We start from the raw sequence: 21002 nt of genomic DNA, 5'->3' as shown, positions 1-21002 counted from the left end.
CACATGAAGTCCAGAGAGGATGAAATGGAATGAATATAAAATTTAGTTATAAAGGTGTATTTTTATTATTATTTGGAGTGATATGTGCGAATCTACTTTTTGTGCCTTTATTAAGAATGCTACATCTATCACAAATGCATAGTATATGGCTTGTTACAAGCATTGCGGCAAGCATTTTGCTTACAGTAGTTGTTTCTTTCATTGATGGATCGTTTGCATCGAAAGCTCAGTTGTTTTTTAGATTTATATTGTTTTCGATCGGTTGTACATTTGTAACTTACATGATTGTTTTTTAATAAATAGGAGGTCATGCATGTTATGTATATTGCAGGGGTAATGTCCGGTACTTCATTAGATGGAATAGATGTAGCGCTCGTTCGTATAGAAGGGAGTGGTGTAGAGTCTAAGGTCGAACTCATCCATTTTACTACAGTTCCATTTCGTAATGATATAAAAAGTGAAATACAACAAGCATTATCAATAGAAAATTCAAATGTCCAACTCATATGTAGTTTAAATTTTAAGTTAGGTTTATGTTTCGCCAACGCTGTAAAAGAAGTTTGTAAAGAGGCCAATTTTTCTTTGGAACAATTAGATTTGATAGGTTCTCACGGACAAACGATTTACCATCAGCCAAAGCCAGAAGGGAATATGATAGCTTCCACATTGCAAATTGGGGAGCCTGCAGTAATAGCATATGACACGAACACGACGGTTATCTCAAATTTCCGAACGATGGACATGGCAGCAGGAGGACAAGGTGCACCACTTGTACCATATTCAGAAGTTATTTTGTATCGTGACCCAAGTAAAAATAGACTACTACAAAATATTGGTGGGATTAGTAATGTTACCGTAATACCAAGTCAAAAAAGTGATCAGAACGTTATAGCTTTTGATACTGGTCCGGGTAATATGATAATTGATGAAGTATGTCAAAGGTTATTTCAGTTGCCATATGATCAAAATGGTGAAATTGCAGAACAGGGTGAAGTTGTAGATGAAATTTTGACATATTGTATGAATCATCCATTTTTGAAAATGAATCCACCGAAATCAACTGGTAGAGAACAGTTTGGTGAAGAGTTTGTAAGTCAGTTATTGAAGCGGTATGAAAAGCATAGTAAAGAAAATATATTAACGACTGTCACGATGTTTACAGCAAGTTCAATTGTTCATCATTATAAGGAGTTTATTTTGCCGTATTATGAAATTGATGAGGTAATTTTAGGTGGTGGCGGCAGTTATAATGACACACTTGTTGAAATGATACGGTATGGATTGAAGGATGAAAAATGTACAATATTCATTCAAGAAGATATAGGCTATTCTTCAGAGGCGAAAGAAGCAATCGCCTTTGCCATTTTAGCAAACGAAACGTATCATCGTAATCCGAGTAATGTGCCGAGTGCAACAGGTGCAAAGAAATCTGTAGTTTTAGGGAATGTAACGTACCCTTCAATATGAAGAAAATGAGGAGAACGTATATGAAGTATATGATTGGAATAGATGGCGGGGGAACAAAGACAGAAGCAATTGCATTTGATAAAGACGGAAATGAACTTGTAAGAGCTACTAGTGGATTTGGAAACATATTAATAGATTTTGAAGAAGCTCTTGTGCATATTATGGAAGCGATTGATCATTGCCAGATAAGTGTAGTGAAAGAGCATTGTGTGTGTATTTGTTTAGGATTAGCAGGTATAAGCGGAGCAAATATAAATGAATTAACATTACGTCTAAAAAAGAAGTATGGAATACAAATTGAAGTTTTTAATGACGCAATGATAGCACATGCCGCTGCTTTAAAAGGGAAAGATGGAATATTAACCATTGGTGGTACAGGTGCAATTTGTATTGGAAAGAAAGGAAAAGTATACGAGTATAGTGGGGGATGGGGACATATTTTAGGTGATGAAGGAAGTGGATATTGGATTGCATTACAAGGTTTAAAGAGAATGGTAAATCAATTGGATCAAGGAGTTACACTTTGTCCATTAAGCTTAAGGATTCAAGATGAGTTTCAATTATTAACATCGTCTCATATAAAAAGACTAGTTTATAGTTCTTCAAAAGATAAAGTTGCAGCAATCGCACCATTCGTTGTTCGGGAAGCTAGAAATGGGAATGATGATGCACATGAAATTATGATGCAAGCTGGAAAGGAATTAGCAAGGATTACAATAGATGTTTATAACAAGATGCAGTTTGATTTATCAGCTTCCATTGCAGTAAGTGGCAGCATATTGCGTTTCGTTCCTGAAATATATGATGAATTTAAGAAATGCTGTGAGAAAAGCATAGGAAAAGTTACATTTATATCACAATCACAATCAGCAGTGAAAGGAACATATTATTTAATGAAAAATATATATTTTAAAAAATAGCTGTATGAGAATTTTTGTATGATTTGTAAATATATGATGTTAAAATGTATAAAGGGATGCGGATAGAAACGTACAATATACATTGTTCTTGAATATTGTATAAGTACTCCTACGTAGAAAGTGAATGATTATATGATTAATAGTATGCAATTTTTGTATTTGGTGGCTTCTTATTTATTTGGAAACATATTGACTGCTTATATAGTAACGAAATGGAGACATAACGTTGATATTCGGGATGAAGGAAGTGGTAATCCTGGTGCAAGAAACATGGGCCGTGTGTATGGAAAAGGGTATTTCGTCGCTACATTTTTAGGTGATGCGATCAAAGGGGCAATCGTAGTTTCTATTGCAAAATACCTTTTTGAAGATTCTACATTTGTAATGCTAACATTGTTGGCTGTAATAATTGGACATATTTATCCAGTTTTATTTAAAGGTAAGGGCGGTAAAGGTATTTCAACATTTATCGGAGGACTAATCGCATTTGATTATTTGATAGCGCTTACCCTCGTTGCAGTTTTCATTATATTTTATTTAATCTTTAAAGGATTTACGAAGCCAGGACTAATTACAATTGCTTGTTTACCACTTTGCATGATTTTGTATTCTTACTCAATTGTTACGACTATTTTAAGTGCACTCATCATTGTACTTATTTTATATGTAAATCGCGAATGAAATAAACATTTAATAAGTGGGGTTAATCTCCACTTATCATTTTTTATTAAATAGATAAAGGAGATAGGGCATGGGGTTAATTTATAAAGTTGCTGATCAAGTTTGGGAATTTGAAAGTATACATAAATTGAATTATAAAACATTTGTAGAAGAAATTCCGCAACATGAAGAAACGAAAGATCGTGTTCGTATAGATCGTTTTCATGAAGAAAATACATATTTAATTTGTTTAGATGACGATAAGTTAGTAGGTATGGTTGCGTTGCGAGGAAAACGACCATTCTCGTTAGATTATAAAATTTCAAATCTAGATTTTTATTTGCAAGAACATGGAGAAAACGTATATGAAATTCGTTTACTTTCAGTAGAAAGTGAATATCGAAATGGAAGAGCGTTATTAGGTTTAATTCGCTTTTTACATCGTTATTTGCTTCTAAATGGATATGAATTGGCACTCATTTCTGCAACAACACGTGAACTACCTTTATATGAGCAAATGGGATTCAAATCTTTCCATTCGTTAGTTGGTACAGAAGCAGCAGCATTCCAGCCTATGTATGTTACCCCTGCTATGTTTGAAGCGTCGAGTGTTGGGGGAATTATGACGAAAGAGTATACGTTTTTACCCGGCCCAGTAGATATTGAAGAGAATGTTCGAAAGGCATTTTCTACTAAGCCTATTTCACACCGTTCTAAGTCATTTCAAGTGACGATGGATAATGTAAAGAAACGATTACTTCAAATGACAAAAGCAAAACGTGTGCAAATCATGTTAGGAACAGGGACATTAGCGAATGATGCCATTGCTTTACAGTTACGTTCTTTAAAAGGAAAGGGGCTCGTATTAACAAATGGGGAATTTGGTAATAGATTAGTCGGGCATGCAACACGTGCAGAGTTACATTTTGATACGTATAAAAAAGAAATGGGAGAACCGTTTATTTATACAGAATTGGAAAAAATAATGGGAGCTGGACATTATGAATGGCTTTGGTTTGTTCACCACGAAACATCAACTGGAATGTTAAATGATTTAGACGAGCTAAATGTTTTATGTGAAAAGTATAAAGTGAAACTATGTGTAGATTGTATTAGCTCAATTGGAGCGATACCGATAGATTTAAAGGATGTATATTTTGCGAGTGGCGTGAGCGGAAAGGCAATTAAATCGTTTACTGGATTATCTTTCGTTTTTCATAATCATAATGTGAAAGTAAACGAGACATTACCAGCCTATATGGATATTGGTATGTACGAAGAAAATGAAAGTATTCCGTATTCCCATTCATGGAATTTAATTTATGCATTGCAAGAAGCGTTGAAGAGATTTGAAGATGAAAAAGCATTTGTAAAAATTAAAGAGACATATGATTATATGGAAGAAGCTATGACTAGTATAGGCCTAAAACTTGTTTCACCTAAAGAACATGCCGCACCAATTATACTTACGATTCAATTAAATGAAGGTCTTTCTTCTAAAGCGGTCGGTGATGCGTTAGCATTACAAGGATATATTGTCCATTATGAATCAGCGTACTTACAAAAGAATAACTGGATCCAAATCGCATGCCTAAATCATTATAAAGAACGTGATATGAAGAGGATGTTAAATTGTTTGCAGATGTATGTATTACAGAGTGGGGTACATATATAAAGACTTTTTCATTTCGTATAAAGGAGCTGCGACTTACGAAAACTTAGGAATAGAACATTGGAAGAGGTGTTAGTATGATAACTAAAAAACTACCATTGCATATAGACGATATTAAAAAAGCTCAAACTATTTTGGACAGAAATGTTCGTAAAACTCCATTAGTAAAATCATTTTATTTGACTAGTAAAACAGGTGGAGAAATTCACTTGAAATTAGAAAATATGCAATTAACAGGTTCGTTTAAATTCCGTGGTGCGTTTAATAAAATGTCACAGCTGACAGATCAAGAAAAAGAGAGAGGAGTAATTGCTTGTTCTGCTGGTAATCATGCGCAAGGAATTGCTTTATCTGCTCATTTACTCGGTATTAAAAGTAAAATTGTAATGCCGATTTCTGCCCCTCAAGCGAAAGTTGATGCAACGAGAGGATATGGATCTGAAGTGGTTTTACATGGTGAAACCTTTGATGATGCGAAGGCAAAATGTGAGGAGATTATTAGAGAAACAGGTGAAACATACTTACATCCATATGACGATGTAGAAGTAATGGCTGGTCAAGGTACAATAGGATTAGATATTCTTGATGATATGTGGGATGTTGATACGGTCATTGTACCAATTGGTGGAGGAGGAATTATTTCTGGAATTGCTGTTGCATTAAAATCTTTTAATCCGTCGATTCATATAATTGGTGTCCAAGCAGAAAATGTTCATGGGATGAAGGCATCTTATGACAAAGGTACAATTATAGAACATTATGAGGCACCTACGATAGCAGATGGTTGCGCGGTAAAAATACCAGGCAATTTAACTTTTGAAGTTGTAAAAGAATTAGTAGATGATATTGTAACAGTATCAGAAAAAGAGCTGGAATTAGCGATGAAAGACTTATTACAACGCGGGAAAGCTGTTGTAGAAGGTGCAGGCGCATTAGCTACTGCTGCTCTACTTGCAGGGAAAGTGGATACATATATTAAAGAGAAAAAAGTAGTAGCAGTTATATCTGGTGGGAACGTAGACTTACAGCGCATTTCGAGTGTTTGTGAGCAATTTTTTGTGGCGAATGAAGTGAAATGAAATAGTACATTTAAACATTGTGTAATAAAAGAGGAGCTAAGTAACATTATATTAGCTCCTCTTTCATTATGCTTGTGCGGGAGTAAATAATGACTCCATTTTTACTTTGCTCTTTTCTCGAATTTCGGCGTCTGCATGGCGCATCACGTATTTATGAGCTACAGCGATCGCCAAAACATCATCTAATAAGCCAATCCCAATAATAGCAGCTATATCTGGAATAAAGTCGATTGTTAATACGTAATAGGATAGAGCGGCTAATATGATGAATTTCGCTTTAGTAGGTAACCTTTTTTTCTCATTGTGTAATATAAAATAATACTTTCATATACGCTAGATTTACCGAGATCTGCTGAGCTTTTCTTGAATTTTTTCCAAAGTTTCTGTTTCTCCATATAAACACTCCTTTTACAAAAAAATAGATTTTTTAAAAGGATAGACAAAGAAGTGGGAGACTAATCAATTTTATAGTTTTTCTTAATGTATATTTCAATAAAAATAGGGAATTATCTGTTCAAAATAATAGAATGTTGGTTATGTAACGACTCACAGTGTATATGTTCGTTCCAAGTAAAGGTACTACGTAGATAACGTTTTGTGGTAATGCGTATTAAAGTTAATTTTTCACATTAATCTCTGCATTCGTACAATGTTGAATTACTTCTAAATAATCTATTGATGAGAAATTTAGTAATTCTTGAATAGCCCCTTTCCTCGCTGGTGATTCATAGGCTTCTAATGTGATTCTGTTATTAATCGATTAGCTGCTTCATCTAGCATTTCAGGTGTTACTTTGTTTTGAATTATTTTTTCCTCTCTTTTCTCCCATCTTCTTGAAAGTAGTCACTTCGGTGATGTTTTTTTATTTTCTCAGATGAAGCCGATGAGTTTGAGTTTTAGAATTTTATCGTGGTATTATTTATGTAACGAGGGGATGTTGTAAGAAAAAATACAATTTTTTGGGGGAATGAGAATGGGAATTTATAACTATGAAGCGAAAGAGGATTTGCAAGTAGGAGAAGTTTGTTTAGAACGAGATATTTATGAAATTGTAAATTTTTACAAGAAAGGGTCAATAGTTTTATGTGATTCAGTATCTCGGTTCAGTGCGAATTCAGACAGAATGTTTAAAGTGATAAATAGGATAGAAACATATATGCATAAAAATGAAGACTATACATATCAGGTTTCGGATAGGCCAAAGTTGATTTATGTAGTTGAACAGGTAAGATAAGGAAAGCATTCATAACGGATGCTTTTTTCTTTGCTATATAGAAAGTACACATTAAACGTAAATTTGAACGAAATGTATGTAAATGATTTAGTTTTTATTAAACATTTATTAAGTGGTATGGGGGAAGAAAAATGAAGATAATAGAACTACCAATTGAATTCGAATTTAACGAGCAAAAACAATGTATTTATCCAAGTTTAATAATAGTAAACGATGAATTAACTTTAGTAGATACAGGGTATATGAATTTTTTACCTTTAATTGAAGAGGCAATTTTAAAACATGGATACAAGATGAAAAACTTAAAAAATATAATTATTACTCATTATGATGACGATCATATAGGATCTTTATATGATTTTAAAGTGAAATATCCTCAAGTTAATATTATTGCTAGTGAAATTGAATCTAACTACATTAATGGTGATATAGAATCAGAGAGATTAGTTCAAGCAGAAGAAATGTTAGAACGTATGCCAAATGAAGAAAAAGAATTTGGTAAATGGTTTATACAACAGTTAAAAAATATAAGACATATTTTCGTCGATGAAAAAGTACATGATGGACAAATAATTTTGAATGGTGAATGTCAAATAGTAGCGACCCCAGGACATACTTCGGGACATATTTCATTATATTTTCCGGACTTACACAGTGTAATTACAGGAGATGCAGCCGTTCAAGATAATGGTGAATTAGTAATAGCTAATCCGAATTTTTGTTTAGATATAGAAAAAGCGGAAGAGTCTTTAAAGAGGATTAAAGACCTTAAAGCTGTAAAGTATTATTGCTATCATGGAGGGGAATTCAATATATAAAATAATAAAAAACCGATCTTTCTTATATAGAAAAGATCGTTTTTTAATTCATAGATTCTGCAATTTGAATTAAATCCTTGATGTTATATTTTCCTTGTATATAGCGTTTGTTACCAATTGCAATTGTGTATTGAAAACCATTTTTCTGAAAAAGGAGCTCATATGCTGAATCGAAATGAGGATTGTATAATGCTTTTATATTATTTTTTAAGCTATAGAACTTAGCGCCCCTATGTACATAGAAATTTAATTTGTTTTGAACTGGTGAAACAGTGATTTTAAAAATCCCATTAATATCTTCATTGTAGTATTGGAGGTTTAAGTAATCGTTATAGATGTATCCTTGAAATTCGTGAATTTCGAACGGGAATTTTGTAGGAGTAAGTATATGTTTCTTACACTTCATTTCATATTCTTTTACGATAGTAGCTTCTTTCATAAATGGATTCGTTCCATCATAAATTTGATTAATTCGAGATATTTTATTATTCTTTGTTACTATTTCCAAAATGAAACCGATAGTAAATTCATCATTAGTGCCTTTGAAATAAGAAATAAGAATTGTAGTATCTTCTTTTGGAGATAGTACGGTTTTAATTTCATGAATAGGTTTTTCCTTTTGGAAAGTAGGTAGTTTAACTCCTTCTGTTACATATGACTGCATTAATTCTTTATCATTTTTGAGCAAAGCATGTTTGAATTCACTGATTACATCTGTTTGAGATTTTGCCGTTATAATTGTGGTGGATTGAAAATATAGTAAGTAAAATATGCAAAAGATCCTTATGAATGTAGTTGTCAATTTTATCACCCTATAACTATATTTCCGTAACATTGAAATATATATGTACAGGAGGGGAGAAGATGAGTTTATTATTTGATGTAATAGCAGATATCATTTTATTTTTCCCTCAAAATGACATGAAATTAAAACATCATATTGCCAAATTAAGCGAATTTGAGTGGTTTCGAAAGCTACACGAAGATACAAAGTATACAAAATTAATTTGGAGTAATAGAAAAATTAAGAAGTTCATTTTGAATTCTGCAAATATGAAAGCATTAATAAATTCTGAGATAAAACAAAAAGAATTTGTCCAACTAGTACATAATGAATATAAAAAAAGAAGATAAGAATTTTTTTATTTTTCATATTTGGCGAAACAAATGGTACAATGAAAGCTAATGTGAAAAATAAGGAAAAGAAGTGGTCAATTTGAAAAACTTTTTAGAATTAGGAATTAGTGAAACTTTTAATCATACATTACGTGAAAATGGAATAACAGAAGCAACACCAATTCAGGAGGAAGCAATTCCTGTTATACTGTCAGGTAAAGATATTATTGGGCAGGCGAAAACAGGAACGGGTAAAACGTTAGCATTTGTGTTACCAATTTTAGAAAAAATCGATCCAGAATGTAGCGATGTTCAGGCTTTAATTGTTGCACCAACAAGGGAACTAGCACTGCAAATTACAACTGAAATTAAAAAAATGCTTGTGCAAAGAGAAGATATTAATGTATTAGCGATTTATGGCGGTCAAGATGTAGCACAACAATTGAGAAAGTTAAAAGGTAATACACATATTGTTGTTGCGACACCAGGACGATTATTAGATCATATACGACGTGAAACAATTGATTTGAGTAATCTTACAACGATTGTATTAGATGAAGCGGATCAAATGCTTTATTTCGGTTTCTTATATGATATTGAAGATATTTTAGATGAGACACCTGGTAGTAAACAAACGATGTTATTCTCAGCAACGATGCCAAAAGATATTAAAAAATTGGCGAAGCGTTATATGGATGAACCGCAAATGGTTCAAGTACAAAGTGAAGAAGTAACGGTAAATACAATAGAGCAACGTGTCATTGAGACGACAGATCGTGCAAAGCCAGATGCACTTCGTTTTGTTATGGACCGTGATCAGCCATTTTTAGCAGTTATTTTCTGTCGTACAAAGGTTAGAGCGAGTAAGCTTTATGATAATTTAAAAGGACTAGGTTATAATTGTGCTGAACTTCATGGTGATATACCTCAAGCGAAACGTGAAAGAGTTATGAAGAGTTTCCGCGAAGCAAAAATTCAGTACTTAATCGCAACGGATGTAGCAGCTCGTGGACTTGATGTAGATGGTGTAACGCACGTATTTAACTATGATATCCCTGAAGATGTAGAAAGTTATATTCACCGCATTGGCCGGACAGGACGTGCAGGTGGATCAGGTATTGCAATTACGTTCGTTGCAGCGAAAGATGAAAAACATTTAGAAGAAATTGAAAAAACGCTTGGTGCACCAATACAAAGAGAAATAATCGAACAACCGAAGATAAAACGTGTAGATGAAAATGGAAAACCGGTACCAAGGCCGGCTCCGAAGAAATCAGGCGAGTATCGTCAAAGAGATAGCCGTGAAGGTTCAAGAAGTGATTCAAGACGTGGTTCGAGAAATGGCTCAAGAAGTGATTCAAGAAATAGTTCAAGAAATGAAAACAACCGATCATTTAATAAGCCAAGTAATAAAAAAGGTAGTACAAAGCAAGGTCAGCAAAGACGTGGCCGTTAAATAATTATAATTGTAAAGAGTCGCAAAATATTGTGGCTCTTTTTTTTTTGTATAGAACAAGGATGATAGCAAGAAAAAAACGGAAATTTCATTCACCGTATTTAAAACTTACAAAGGAAAGTTTATAGTCCAAAACCAGTAGAACAAGGGTATTACAACCATGTCGTAATTCAAGAACAAGTGCAACTTACGTATGGACAATATTTAATCGAAAAAAATCGAGAGAAAGCAATTCGTACTAGCTCCTCTGATGATGATACGAATTATGAAAAAATCAATTGGTATAACGATATAAAAACATCTTTTGCAAACAAAGAATTGGCCGATTTGGTGAAAGAAATTTGTAACTTTGTTAGTTTTGTTCGATGGGAACTCGAGATGCACAACTACCATCCTTATTGGGAAGTTACTTACTACGGCGATGAAGGTAATGTAGTGTGAAGTTAACAGAAGGGATAGTATGCGAAATAAGAAAAAGGACTAGCAGTCGTACCTGCTGTCCTTTAATAGGAGAAAAAGTAATCTTGTTTAGAACTACGCATAAACAGAAAATCTGCTTGTGATTAGTTTTACCCTAAATATAAGTGTCTATACAAAAAAAGGGATAAGTAAAAAATACTTATCCCCGGAAGGGAAATCCCAAGCACCAAAATGGCTCGTATTGGTCTGCAGGTTCAAAAGTAGTATATGTAAAACAAAAAATCTCATACAAAAAGCAGACAACGATTTTGGTTGTCTGCCAGTGAGCTCAATGAGTTAGCTAATTGTGATAATTTGCATCCCCATTGCGAGAAGAGTGAAGCTGCTAGTTCAAACAGCTTGTTCGTATTATTTTCGATTCCCTAAAAAATATACAGAGAAAGCAGATAAGTGAAAAATCTATCTGCTTCTGCTGTAACAAAAGAAAGAAGTATTAGCCGTGGACACGGCGGCTTGAAAATAGTATGTATTTTTATTTGGAAAATATTCAGGGGGTGAAGAAACATGGAATGTTTAATAAATGGTGTTTGCGAAATTAATCAACTAATTAGTAAAACAAAGTAGAAAAAGAATGGGCAAATATAACAATAAAAAGGTAAATGTTCAAAAGAGTGATGAGTATAAAGTAAAACAAAATAGCTATATTAAAGCTTGATTTTCATAAAAAATAAAGCACACATATAAGTGTGCTCTTATGAACGCTTTAGATTTGTGTGACTACATAGTCACCATACAATAAAATATGCTTGTTTGATATAAATGTGTGTCAAATCTATAACATATATTTTGGGGTGTATAAGGAATATTAAATGTTAATTAGCCAAGCATATTGTTTTTATTAACGAATTTGTGCAACTGTTAAAGCGGCAGAACGAATATCTACTGTACCAATTACTTCAACGGGTACAATTTGAATTAAATCACCAGGGTTTAAGTTTATTAGAATGACACCGCTGGATACATCTACTTCACCAGTGCCAATGATATTAGAACGGACTGCGGTTCCTGATCCTGCAATAATATTAGTTGATGAGTTTAGTGTTAAGAAAAAGCGCGCTGCTTCCGGGGCTACTGGAACATTATCGAGGCTGATTGTTAATGTATAACTGATTTGATAAATACCAGCTACTTGAATTCTAATACCAGTTCCTGTACTAATTGTATCATTGATTACAGGGACAGTAATGTTTGGATTTGGGCCCGTACTAGGTAGTAGTAGTGGCGTGAATAGTGTGGCAAATTGAGGTGAAGTAGCATTAAAAGCAAAACCGAGAGCTGGTAGTGTACTGGGGGCTTGTGCTCTACAATTAAAGTTCGTGAGCTTACGACTAGATGATCGCATATTTTCACTCCTTTCTTTCATTTAGATTGCGTGAGTAACAACCTCACGTTTTGGACAAGCACAATACAATATATGAAAATTTATAGTGAATAGTGCAGAAGTGTACTGTTATGGGTAACACTAATTGCCTATTGTACAAAGGAGATACTACGCTTACAGAAATAGTTTGTAACCTAAAGTTGAAAAAATAGTATGAATAGAGTTGAAAATGCTATTTAGAAATGAAAGGAAACATAATAAAAAGGAACATACATATAAGCATGCTCTTTGACAAGAAAGGTAGATTTTTATGAGTGGATTCCTCCATACAATAATATATGCTTGTCCGGTTAATAGTTGAGAAAGGGAGAATGCATATGGAACGAATGGAAGCGTATAACAAAATAAAGATTTCATTTTATAGTAAAGGGGAATAGATATGTGTATTTATTGGGAAAACGTAGTTAAAGAGTTCTTTAAGAGGTAAGAACTGGAACGAAATAAAAGAGCAGCTAGCAAAAGCTAACTGCTCAATACAAGGAGATACAGAGAAGACTACTTTACATGAATGTTGGCATACAGCCTACATTCAGTATTGACCGAATATTTATTTTAAATCCAATTTATTTAAAGTAAACATCCCAACAGATAAAATGGCTGCGCTTGCTACAGAACCTAGCCAGTCTCTCCAGCTTAATGTATTTAAAGATGCATCTGTTAAATCCATAATTAAGAAGATAGCAAACATTAATACACCAAATGCTAAGCATCCCCAAAATGTTTGCAAATATTTAATCATCTTATTTCGGAACTTGCTCATATAAATCACCCTTATTAATAATTTATATTTTTATAAATAAATTATCGCATGTGCAAAAATTAAAAGTATGAAATATGCAAAATTACATATTGGAACTTAACAAAAAATCCATTCATAAGTAAATAGATCGAACAGAGGGAAACCGTTTCGTATGAATCAATTGTCATTTTTTGAAGTCATCGATGAAAAGGAGATGCGTAGATTTGTGGTAAAGGAGCTGAAAAACTACAAAGTATTGTGCGTTTGAATGAAGAATCAACAAAAATAGGATCAAGCGGGGGCATCGTTCTTTTCCTCAAATGAAAGGTGACGGTAAGAAACATGAGATACATTTTAAACAAATTAAACGGAAGTTAAAAAATAAAAATTTATAAAGGAAATAGAAAGTAGGGAGTTGTATATATACGATAATAGGAAACTTTTTACTAACTAAGCATATAATTTAAATAGACCGACAGTCGGTCTGATGGGAAGGGGAACTTGAATGCGAATAGTAAAGGAATATGAGGAGCGTAGAAAAGAAATTTTAGAAACGGCTGAACGTTTATTTATTACGAAAGGTTATACGAAAACAACAGTAAATGACATTTTAAAAGAGATAGGGATAGCAAAGGGGACGTTTTATCACTATTTTAAATCGAAAGAAGAAGTAATGGATGAGATTATTATGAGGATTATTAAAGAAGATGTTGCTAAAGCGAAAGTAATCGTCTCTAATCCAAATATACCAGTATTAGAAAAGTTATTTCGAGTTTTAATGGAGCAATCTCCAAAATCAGGTGATATAAAAGATAAAATGATTGAGCAATTTCATCAACCAAATAATGCAGAAATGCATCAAAAAAGTTTAGTACAATCCATTATTCATTTATCTCCTGTATTAACAGAAATTTTAGAACAAGGAATTGAAGAAGGGATATTTTCGACTTCATATCCACAAGAAACGATTGAACTATTACTATCTTCAGCGCAAGTCATATTTGATGATGGGTTATTCCAATGGAAGCCAGAAGAAATGATGAGGAGGGTGAAAGCTTATATTAAAATGATGGAAGTATCTGTTGGAGCGAAAGAAGGATCCTTTGATTATATGATGGAGGTTTTAATGAAACAGAAATAATGTTTTTCTGTTTGTTTATTATAGACCGACAGTCGGTCTAGGTTGAATGAAGGGCGTGATTATGATATTTATTAGTATAAAACCTTCGATGAAAGATTTTTATTTAATGGTGAGTGGGCAAATTATTACTATTTTGGGTTCAACACTTTTACGTTTTGCGCTGTCATTATATGTACTAGATATAACTGGGCGTGCTGATATATTCGCAGGATTATATGCAGTAACGAGTATTCCGTTTTTGCTAGCTCCTCTTGGGGGAGCGATAGCAGATCGTTTCAATCGCCGTAATGTAATGGTTATTTTTGATTTTATAAATGCTGCGATTGTATTAAGCTTTATAGTTTTGCTATTTACTGGATCTGTATCTATTCTATTGATCGGAACAATTATGTTTTTACTAGCAATCGTTAATGCAATGTACGCACCAGTTGTAATGGCGAGTATTCCGCAATTAGTTCCAGAGAAAAAGTTAGAACAAGCGAACGGTATCGTAAATGGTGTGCAAGCATTATCTAATATAGTTGCTCCTGTATTAGGAGGAATATTGTACGGCATAATTGGTTTGAAAATGCTCGTAATAATAAGTTGCTTTGCTTTCTTTTTATCTGCGATTTTAGAAATGTTTATTACAATACCTTTTATAAAGAGAGTGCAAGAAAGCCATATCATACCGACAATTGTAAAGGATATGAAAGAAGGGTTTATATACGTTTTAAAACAGTCATTTATTTTGAAATCTATGCTTTTAGCCGCATTACTAAATTTAATACTGACGCCGCTATTTGTTGTTGGTGCTCCAATTATTATACGAGTAACAATGGAGAGTAGCCACACGTTATATGGCATTGGAATGGGATTGATCGATTTTGCTACTATAATAGGTGCATTATCAATAGGTTTTTTTGCGAAAAAGCTACAGATGAAAACATTGTATTATTGGATGATTTTAATAGCTCTATTAGTAATACCGATGGCACTATCAGTTACACCAGTTATTCTTAATTTAGGATACTATCCACCATTTATTCTCTTTATACTTTCTTCTATTCTAATTGCAATGATTATGACAATTGTATCCATCTATGTGATTACTGTAGTTCAAAAGAAAACACCAAATGAGAACTTAGGAAAAGTAATGGCAATTATAACAGCGGTATCCCAATGTATGGCACCGATTGGGCAAGTCATTTACGGTTTTATGTTTGAAGAATTCAGCATGAAAATTTATTTACCTATATTAGTTATTAGTTTCATAATGTTATTAATAGCGGTTGTGACGAAGAAAATACTATCGAATGAAGGGAACTAGCTTAATATGATTAGGAGAATGTTAAAAAGAGATTTCTCTCAAAATAAAATGATAATTACCATTTTATTTATGTTTATCATGTTATCAAGTCTTTTAATGGCTAGTGCTTCAAGTAATGTTATAAATCTATTGAACTCAATGGATCAATTGGTTAAAGTATCAAACGCACCGCACTTCGTACAAATGCATGCCGGAGAAGTAAATCAAAAGTCAATTGATTCCTTTGTAGAAAAAAATCCGTTTGTAAAAAAACAGCAAACGGCTGAGATGGTTCAAATAAATGGATCTAACATTTTTATTAAAAAGAAAAATCAAGCAGAACATAATAGTGTAATGGACATTAGTTTCGTGAAACAAAATAGTAAGTTTGATTTTTTATTAAATTTAAATAATGAAGTGGTCGATGTTAGGAAAGGGGAAATAGGTGTACCCATTTATTATATGCAAAAATATAATTTGCGTATGGGAGATAAAATATGGGTTATTAAAGATAATAATGAACTAGAATTTACGATTTCAGCATTTGTTCGTGATGTTCAAATGAACCCATCAATCGTTAGTTCAAAACGATTTGTAATAAGCAATAAGGATTTTGAAAGAATAAAAAGAAATTTTGGAGAAAGCGAATATCTTATTGAATTCCAGCTAACAGACGAATATAAAATAAATGAATTTGAAAATCTATATAAGTCATCGAACTTACCTCAAAAAGGTCCCTCTATTACGTACTCACTATTTAAAACACTCAATTCATTAACAGACAGAATAATAGCTGCAGTACTTATCATAATAAGTGCATTATTAATGTTAATTGCAATGTTATGTATTAGATTTACGATCATTACTTCGATGGAAGAAGATTATCGAGAAATTGGTGTTATGAAAGCAATTGGGATTCATAACAAAGATATTCAAAAATTATATATAACAAAATATATTGTGATTTCAGCTGGTGGATGTATATGTGGATATATACTCTCACTATTTGTTACAAAAATCTTCACTTCAAATATCACCCTTTATATGGGGGCGGCAAATAAAAGCATTTTACACAATATTGTGCCATTCATAATTACAACATTGTTATTTTTAGTCGTTATCCTGTTCTGTCGTATTATTTTGCGGAATTTTAGGGGAATTACAGCAATAGACGCTTTACAATCAAGAGATAAACTAGGAAAGAGAAAAATTAGAAACTCCTTTTCACTCAATCGATCTAAATTTAAAAATGTAAATGTATTTATTGGTATACAAGATGTTATAAAAAGATTTAAGTTATATCGTATATTAAGCATCGTATTAATAATAGCTGTGTTCATGATTGTTGTACCTGTTAACTTTTTGTATACGATTCAGTCACCGGATTTTGTAAATTATATGGGAACAGGAAAAAGTGATATTCGAATAGATTTACAGCAAACTGAAAATATAGAGAAACGTTTTAAGGGTGTTATTTCATATGTAAAAAATGATAAAGAAGTAGAAAAATATGCAACATTTGTTACGAGTACATTTAAAATGGTAAACGCTGATGGTACACATGAAAACTTACATGTAGAAGTGGGAGACTTCACTACATTTCCATTAGACTATATGCAAGGTAGGGCACCAAAAAATGAAAATGAAATTGCTCTTTCTTATATGAACGCAAATGAATTAAAAAAGAATGTAGGGGATCATATCGTTTTATTTGTTGATGGGAAAGAGAAAACACTAACGATTAGTGGTATGTATCAAGATGTAACAAATGGCGGGAAAACAGCTAAAGCTAGTTTTTCTAATAATAATGAAAATATATTATGGTATGTAGTAAATGTAGATATGAAGCCTAAAGTGGATTTGCAAGAAAAAGTGAAGGAGTATAAACAAAAATTTAGTTCTGCAAAAATAACAGATACAAATGATTATGTAAAGCAAACTTTAGGAGAGACAATTAAACAATTAAGACTCGTGACGCAAGTGGCTATTTTGATTGCGATATTGATATCAGTTTTAATTACTGCGATGTTTTTTAAACTGTTATTAGCAAAAGATTTTTCGCAAATTTTAATTATGAAAAATATCGGTTTTTCTAGTAAAGATATTCGTATACAGTATATAACACGTTCTATCTTCATTGTATTATTAGGCATTGTGATAGGGACATGTATAGCTGCTACGTTTGGTGAAATGTTAGTAAGTTGGTTAGGCTCATTTATGGGAGCAGCTCATATAAAGTTTGTCGTAAACCCTATCGTTTCTTATGTAATATGTCCAGCTATATTATGTATATGTGTGACTGCAACAACACTTTTCAGTAGTTTTACTATGAAGCAAACAAACGATGTAAAGCCAAATGGGGAGTAGGGGTGTATCACTTGAAAAAAATTTTAGAAGTAAAGGAATTAAATAAAACATATTCAATAGATGGAAATGCAAATTATTATGTGCTAAAAAATATAGATTTAGAGGTTTATGAGGGAGAATTTGTATCAGTTATGGGGCCTTCTGGTTCTGGGAAATCGACGTTATTATATAATATTAGTGGAATGGATCAAATGTCGTCAGGAAGTGTGAAATTTGGTAGTAAAGAAATATCTCGTATGAAAGAAGAAGCGTTAGCCAAGTTGCGCCTTACTGAAATAGGATTTATTTTTCAGCAGAGCAACCTTCTTAGAAACTTGAACCTATTTGATAATATCATCTTGTCAGCATATTTAGCGAAATGTGAGAGTAAGAAAATAGTAAATAAACGTGCTCTAGAGCTAATGGAGAATATGGGGATAAGTGATATAGCGTCTCATTATATAACCGAAGCATCTGGGGGGCAATTACAAAGAGTCTCTATTTGTAGAGCACTCATTAATAATCCAAATATTATTTTTGCAGATGAGCCGACTGGTGCTTTAAATTTAAAATCAACAGAAGAAGTAATGCAAATATTATTAAATATTAATCGTGGTGGAACGACCATTATGTTAGTCACTCATGATGTGAAAGTAGCAGCAAAAACAGAAAGAATTCTTTTTATGGCGGACGGAGAAATTGTTAGTGAAATACAGTTAGGTAAGCTTAGGAACGATGATTTAAAAGCGCGAGAAAAGAAGTTGTTAAACTGGTTAGCTGTACTTGGATTTTAAAGAGAAAAACTCCTATTGAATGTAGGAGTTTTTTCTTTGTCTTAAAGTTCTAAAAGATATATAATAATTTTCTGAATATTAAAATTGGAGGGGTGCAAATGAAAAATGAAACGTTGCACACGCAAGAAGATATTATTAAAATGCTGGATTCATTATTAAGACCAGCAGAACCATTTTGGAATGAATTTTATGCGAATAGAGAAAAAGATGTTCCGTTTTTTGAAAATGTTCCAGATGAGAATCTAGTTTCGTATATACAAAAAAAGCGGGTTTCAAAAGGAAAAGTACTGGAACTTGGATGTGGTCCGGGTAGAAACGCAATTTATCTAGCAAATGAAGGGTTTGATGTAACAGCAGTAGATTTATCTATAGAAGGCATTAACTGGGCAAAAGAGAGGGCGTTAGCAAAAGGAGTAGAAATTGAATTTATTTGTGATTCAATTTTCAATTTAGAGGTTCAAAATGAATTTGATTTTGTATACGATTCGGGCTGTTTGCATCATATTCCACCACATAGAAGAGTAAATTATGTGAATTTAATTAAAAACGCATTGAAATCAGGTGGTTATTTCGGATTAACGTGTTTCGCGGCAGGTGATTTAGATGAGCGAAATGGATCAGAAATAACAGATTGGGACGTATATAGAGGATGGAGTTTACAAGGAGGTCTTGCTTATTCGGAAGAAAAACTAAGAGAGATATTTAAAGGATTTGAAGTGATTGAAATTAGAAAGATGGAACAGATTGAACAACCAAATACTATGTTTGGAGAATCCTTTCTTTGGACAGCATTATTTAAGAAGAAATAAGAATGTAGATAATTGACAAACTCATCGTTTTTATAGACAATATAATAATGAGAATGTATGTTCGTTTTTGTTAACCGATGTATATTTTGCATAAATACATAACAAGGGGTTGTCTCTAAATGAGTAACACAAATCAAAAAATTACTACGTTTTTAATGTTTGAAGGAAAAGCTGAGGAAGCAATGAATTTTTACACGTCGCTATTCGATCAATCAGAAATTGTAAATATCTCTCGTTACGATGAAAACGGACCTGGTAAAGAGGGTTCTGTCATTCATGCAACGTTTACGTTAAATGGCCAAGAATTCATGTGCATTGATAGTTATGTAAAGCATGGTTTTACATTTACACCATCTATGTCTCTTTATGTAACTTGTGAAACAGAAGAAGAAATTGAAACTGTCTTTCATAAGCTAGCGGAGGATGGATCGGTACTAATGCCTTTAGGTTCTTATCCATTTAGTAAAAAATTTGGTTGGTTAAATGATAAGTATGGTGTGTCTTGGCAGTTAACACTTGCGGAATAAATTGTAATTGATTTGTTTAATGGGTGTAGTTAAGAGGTTGAAAATTTAAATAACAAATAAAAAGGTGTTCCAACCGTCAACAAGTTTGGAATGCCTTTTTATTTGTTTAAATAAATTTATATTTTTCTATTTTGAATATTTTATTTTTCTAACTACTTTTTATCTGTTAATATAAATATAGAAAAATATGTATTAATTATTGGTTAGATTAATAGAAAAAAGCATAAATAGTAAATGATCTTACACTTAAAATGTAACAAGATAGCTAGGGGGAATAGTTATAATGGATACAACTCAACAAAACAGTAATGCATGGGATAAAAAGGTTGAAGAAGGTTCTAGATATACGCAACCTGTAAGTAGCGAGGTTATTGAAAGAAGTAAATCAGGTGAATGGGAAATCACAGTTACCACAGAAAAATCAGTTCCTAGAGATTGGTTTCCAAAATCATTAGATGGATTAAAGATACTTTGCTTAGCGTCAGGTGGAGGGCAACAAGCACCTGTTCTAGCTGCTGCTGGGGCGGATGTAACAGTTACTGATATATCCAAGAAGCAATTGGAACAAGATGAAAAGGTAGCAAAACGAGATGGTTTAACTTTAAAAACAGTTCAAGGAGATATGTCAGACCTTAGTGATTTTGAGGATGAATATTTTGATATTGTTGTAAATCCTGTTTCTAATTTATTTGTAAAAGATGTACATCTTGTATGGAATGAAGTTTCAAGGGTTTTAAAGAATAAAGGTATTCTCATTTCTGGATTTACAAATCCGTTACTATGGATTTTTGATGATAATCAAGAACAAAAAGGTATTCTTGATGTAAAACATTCAATCCCTTCATCGACATTGGATTATTTACCAGAGGATGAAGTTCAAGATTACATCGATTCAAATCAAACAATAGAATATGCGCATACACTGGAAGATCAAATCCAAGGCCAAATTGAAGCGGGTTTTATTATAACAGGTTTTTATGAGGATGATTTTGGTGGAACAAGGATATTAGATAAGCATATTAAAACATTTATTGCTACAAAAGCTATAAAGTTAAAGGTTGATTAAGAATTTTGA

The 21002-nt window shown here is 32.6% G+C and carries 21 protein-coding genes and 2 pseudogenes; 18 read left to right on the top strand and 5 right to left on the bottom strand.

The genetic code is table 11. The features are described from left to right. The first annotated feature begins 29 nt into the window (after positions 1-29). The 6 genes from QCI47_RS15540 (at position 30) to tdcB (ending at position 5798) form a co-directional block, all read left to right on the top strand. Positions 30-296 (top strand): hypothetical protein, encoded by a 267-nt coding sequence (locus QCI47_RS15540; protein ID WP_001021973.1) that lies wholly within the window; start codon positions 30-32, stop codon positions 294-296. Between the two features lie 22 nt (positions 297-318). Further along, positions 319-1467, top strand: a complete 1149-nt coding sequence (gene anmK / locus QCI47_RS15535) for an anhydro-N-acetylmuramic acid kinase AnmK (RefSeq protein WP_309422727.1) — start codon at positions 319-321, stop codon at positions 1465-1467. Between the two features lie 20 nt (positions 1468-1487). After that, a complete protein-coding gene (locus QCI47_RS15530; RefSeq protein WP_309422726.1) occupies positions 1488-2387 on the top strand; it encodes a BadF/BadG/BcrA/BcrD ATPase family protein in 900 nt (299 codons plus the stop codon). Between the two features lie 132 nt (positions 2388-2519). Beyond that, positions 2520-3068 carry a glycerol-3-phosphate 1-O-acyltransferase PlsY gene (plsY, locus tag QCI47_RS15525; RefSeq protein WP_000610858.1) on the top strand — a complete coding sequence of 183 codons (549 nt, stop codon included), beginning with the start codon at positions 2520-2522 and terminating at the stop codon, positions 3066-3068. 70 nt (positions 3069-3138) lie between these two features. After that, on the top strand, positions 3139-4722 hold the full coding sequence (locus QCI47_RS15520) for an aminotransferase class V-fold PLP-dependent enzyme (protein WP_071741719.1): 1584 nt from the start codon (positions 3139-3141) through the stop codon (positions 4720-4722). Positions 4723-4796: 74 nt separating this feature from the next. Continuing rightward, the gene (gene tdcB, locus QCI47_RS15515; protein ID WP_046197412.1) at positions 4797-5798 is read left to right on the top strand and encodes a bifunctional threonine ammonia-lyase/L-serine ammonia-lyase TdcB; all 1002 of its coding nucleotides are present in this window, start codon (positions 4797-4799) and stop codon (positions 5796-5798) included. 66 nt (positions 5799-5864) lie between these two features. On the opposite strand, the pseudogene QCI47_RS15510 reads toward tdcB, so the two are convergent. Both QCI47_RS15510 and QCI47_RS30305 read right to left on the bottom strand, forming a co-directional pair. Next, a pseudogene (locus tag QCI47_RS15510) lies at positions 5865-6193 on the bottom strand (YkvA family protein). Between the two features lie 224 nt (positions 6194-6417). Continuing rightward, positions 6418-6555: pseudogene (locus tag QCI47_RS30305) on the bottom strand (SMI1/KNR4 family protein); the annotation flags it as partial. Positions 6556-6771: 216 nt separating this feature from the next. Between QCI47_RS30305 and QCI47_RS15505 the strand changes: the two are divergent. Together QCI47_RS15505 and QCI47_RS15500 are read left to right on the top strand one after the other, a co-directional pair. After that, positions 6772-7032, top strand: a complete 261-nt coding sequence (locus tag QCI47_RS15505) for a hypothetical protein (RefSeq protein WP_000513520.1) — start codon at positions 6772-6774, stop codon at positions 7030-7032. A 131-nt stretch (positions 7033-7163) separates the two neighbouring features. Then, positions 7164-7850 (top strand): MBL fold metallo-hydrolase, encoded by a 687-nt coding sequence (locus QCI47_RS15500; protein ID WP_086708288.1) that lies wholly within the window; start codon positions 7164-7166, stop codon positions 7848-7850. Positions 7851-7893: 43 nt separating this feature from the next. Here QCI47_RS15500 and QCI47_RS15495 read toward each other — a convergent pair whose 3' ends face one another. Continuing rightward, the gene (locus QCI47_RS15495; RefSeq protein ID WP_025991664.1) at positions 7894-8685 is read right to left on the bottom strand and encodes a hypothetical protein; all 792 of its coding nucleotides are present in this window, start codon (positions 8683-8685) and stop codon (positions 7894-7896) included. A 29-nt stretch (positions 8686-8714) separates the two neighbouring features. Here QCI47_RS15495 and QCI47_RS15490 point away from each other — a divergent pair, with 29 nt between their 5' ends. The 3 genes from QCI47_RS15490 to QCI47_RS15480 all read left to right on the top strand — a co-directional run bounded on the left by QCI47_RS15490 (position 8715) and on the right by QCI47_RS15480 (position 10863). Further along, complete coding sequence (locus tag QCI47_RS15490; protein ID WP_061536410.1) at positions 8715-8984, top strand: hypothetical protein; 270 nt, start codon at positions 8715-8717, stop codon at positions 8982-8984. Positions 8985-9057: 73 nt separating this feature from the next. Further along, positions 9058-10422: a DEAD/DEAH box helicase gene (locus QCI47_RS15485; RefSeq protein ID WP_071741717.1), complete on the top strand. Its 1365-nt coding sequence runs from the start codon at positions 9058-9060 to the stop codon at positions 10420-10422. A 180-nt stretch (positions 10423-10602) separates the two neighbouring features. Beyond that, positions 10603-10863, top strand: a complete 261-nt coding sequence (locus QCI47_RS15480) for a hypothetical protein (RefSeq protein ID WP_001177683.1) — start codon at positions 10603-10605, stop codon at positions 10861-10863. Between the two features lie 877 nt (positions 10864-11740). Here the strand turns inward: QCI47_RS15480 and exsF are convergent. Further along, positions 11741-12244, bottom strand: coding sequence for an exosporium protein ExsF (gene exsF / locus QCI47_RS15475; protein WP_001257912.1), 504 nt, complete (start codon positions 12242-12244; stop codon positions 11741-11743). Positions 12245-12830: 586 nt separating this feature from the next. Further along, complete coding sequence (locus QCI47_RS15470; protein WP_000033168.1) at positions 12831-13043, bottom strand: hypothetical protein; 213 nt, start codon at positions 13041-13043, stop codon at positions 12831-12833. A gap of 484 nt (positions 13044-13527) precedes the next feature. Here QCI47_RS15470 and QCI47_RS15465 point away from each other — a divergent pair, with 484 nt between their 5' ends. From QCI47_RS15465 to QCI47_RS15435, 7 genes are all read left to right on the top strand, one after another. After that, positions 13528-14163: a TetR/AcrR family transcriptional regulator gene (locus QCI47_RS15465; RefSeq protein ID WP_086708286.1), complete on the top strand. Its 636-nt coding sequence runs from the start codon at positions 13528-13530 to the stop codon at positions 14161-14163. A 61-nt stretch (positions 14164-14224) separates the two neighbouring features. Continuing rightward, entirely contained in the window at positions 14225-15472 is a 1248-nt protein-coding gene (locus tag QCI47_RS15460; RefSeq protein ID WP_270726976.1) for an MFS transporter, read from the top strand. Between the two features lie 6 nt (positions 15473-15478). Then, complete coding sequence (locus QCI47_RS15455) at positions 15479-17818, top strand: ABC transporter permease (RefSeq protein WP_309422724.1); 2340 nt, start codon at positions 15479-15481, stop codon at positions 17816-17818. 11 nt (positions 17819-17829) lie between these two features. After that, a complete protein-coding gene (locus QCI47_RS15450) occupies positions 17830-18591 on the top strand; it encodes an ABC transporter ATP-binding protein (protein WP_071741714.1) in 762 nt (253 codons plus the stop codon). Positions 18592-18689: 98 nt separating this feature from the next. After that, positions 18690-19400, top strand: coding sequence for a class I SAM-dependent methyltransferase (locus QCI47_RS15445; protein ID WP_071741713.1), 711 nt, complete (start codon positions 18690-18692; stop codon positions 19398-19400). Positions 19401-19519: 119 nt separating this feature from the next. Next, positions 19520-19927 (top strand): VOC family protein, encoded by a 408-nt coding sequence (locus tag QCI47_RS15440; protein ID WP_000072475.1) that lies wholly within the window; start codon positions 19520-19522, stop codon positions 19925-19927. Between the two features lie 283 nt (positions 19928-20210). Further along, complete coding sequence (locus tag QCI47_RS15435) at positions 20211-20993, top strand: class I SAM-dependent methyltransferase (protein WP_000381793.1); 783 nt, start codon at positions 20211-20213, stop codon at positions 20991-20993. Positions 20994-21002 lie beyond the last annotated feature (9 nt).

It is taken from the genome of Bacillus cereus group sp. RP29 (assembly GCF_040459765.1).
Taxonomy (GTDB): Bacteria; Bacillota; Bacilli; order Bacillales; family Bacillaceae_G; genus Bacillus_A; species Bacillus_A paranthracis.
The sequence above is the reverse complement of the archived record's forward strand: the minus strand, read 5'-3'. Positions and strand labels throughout refer to the sequence as shown.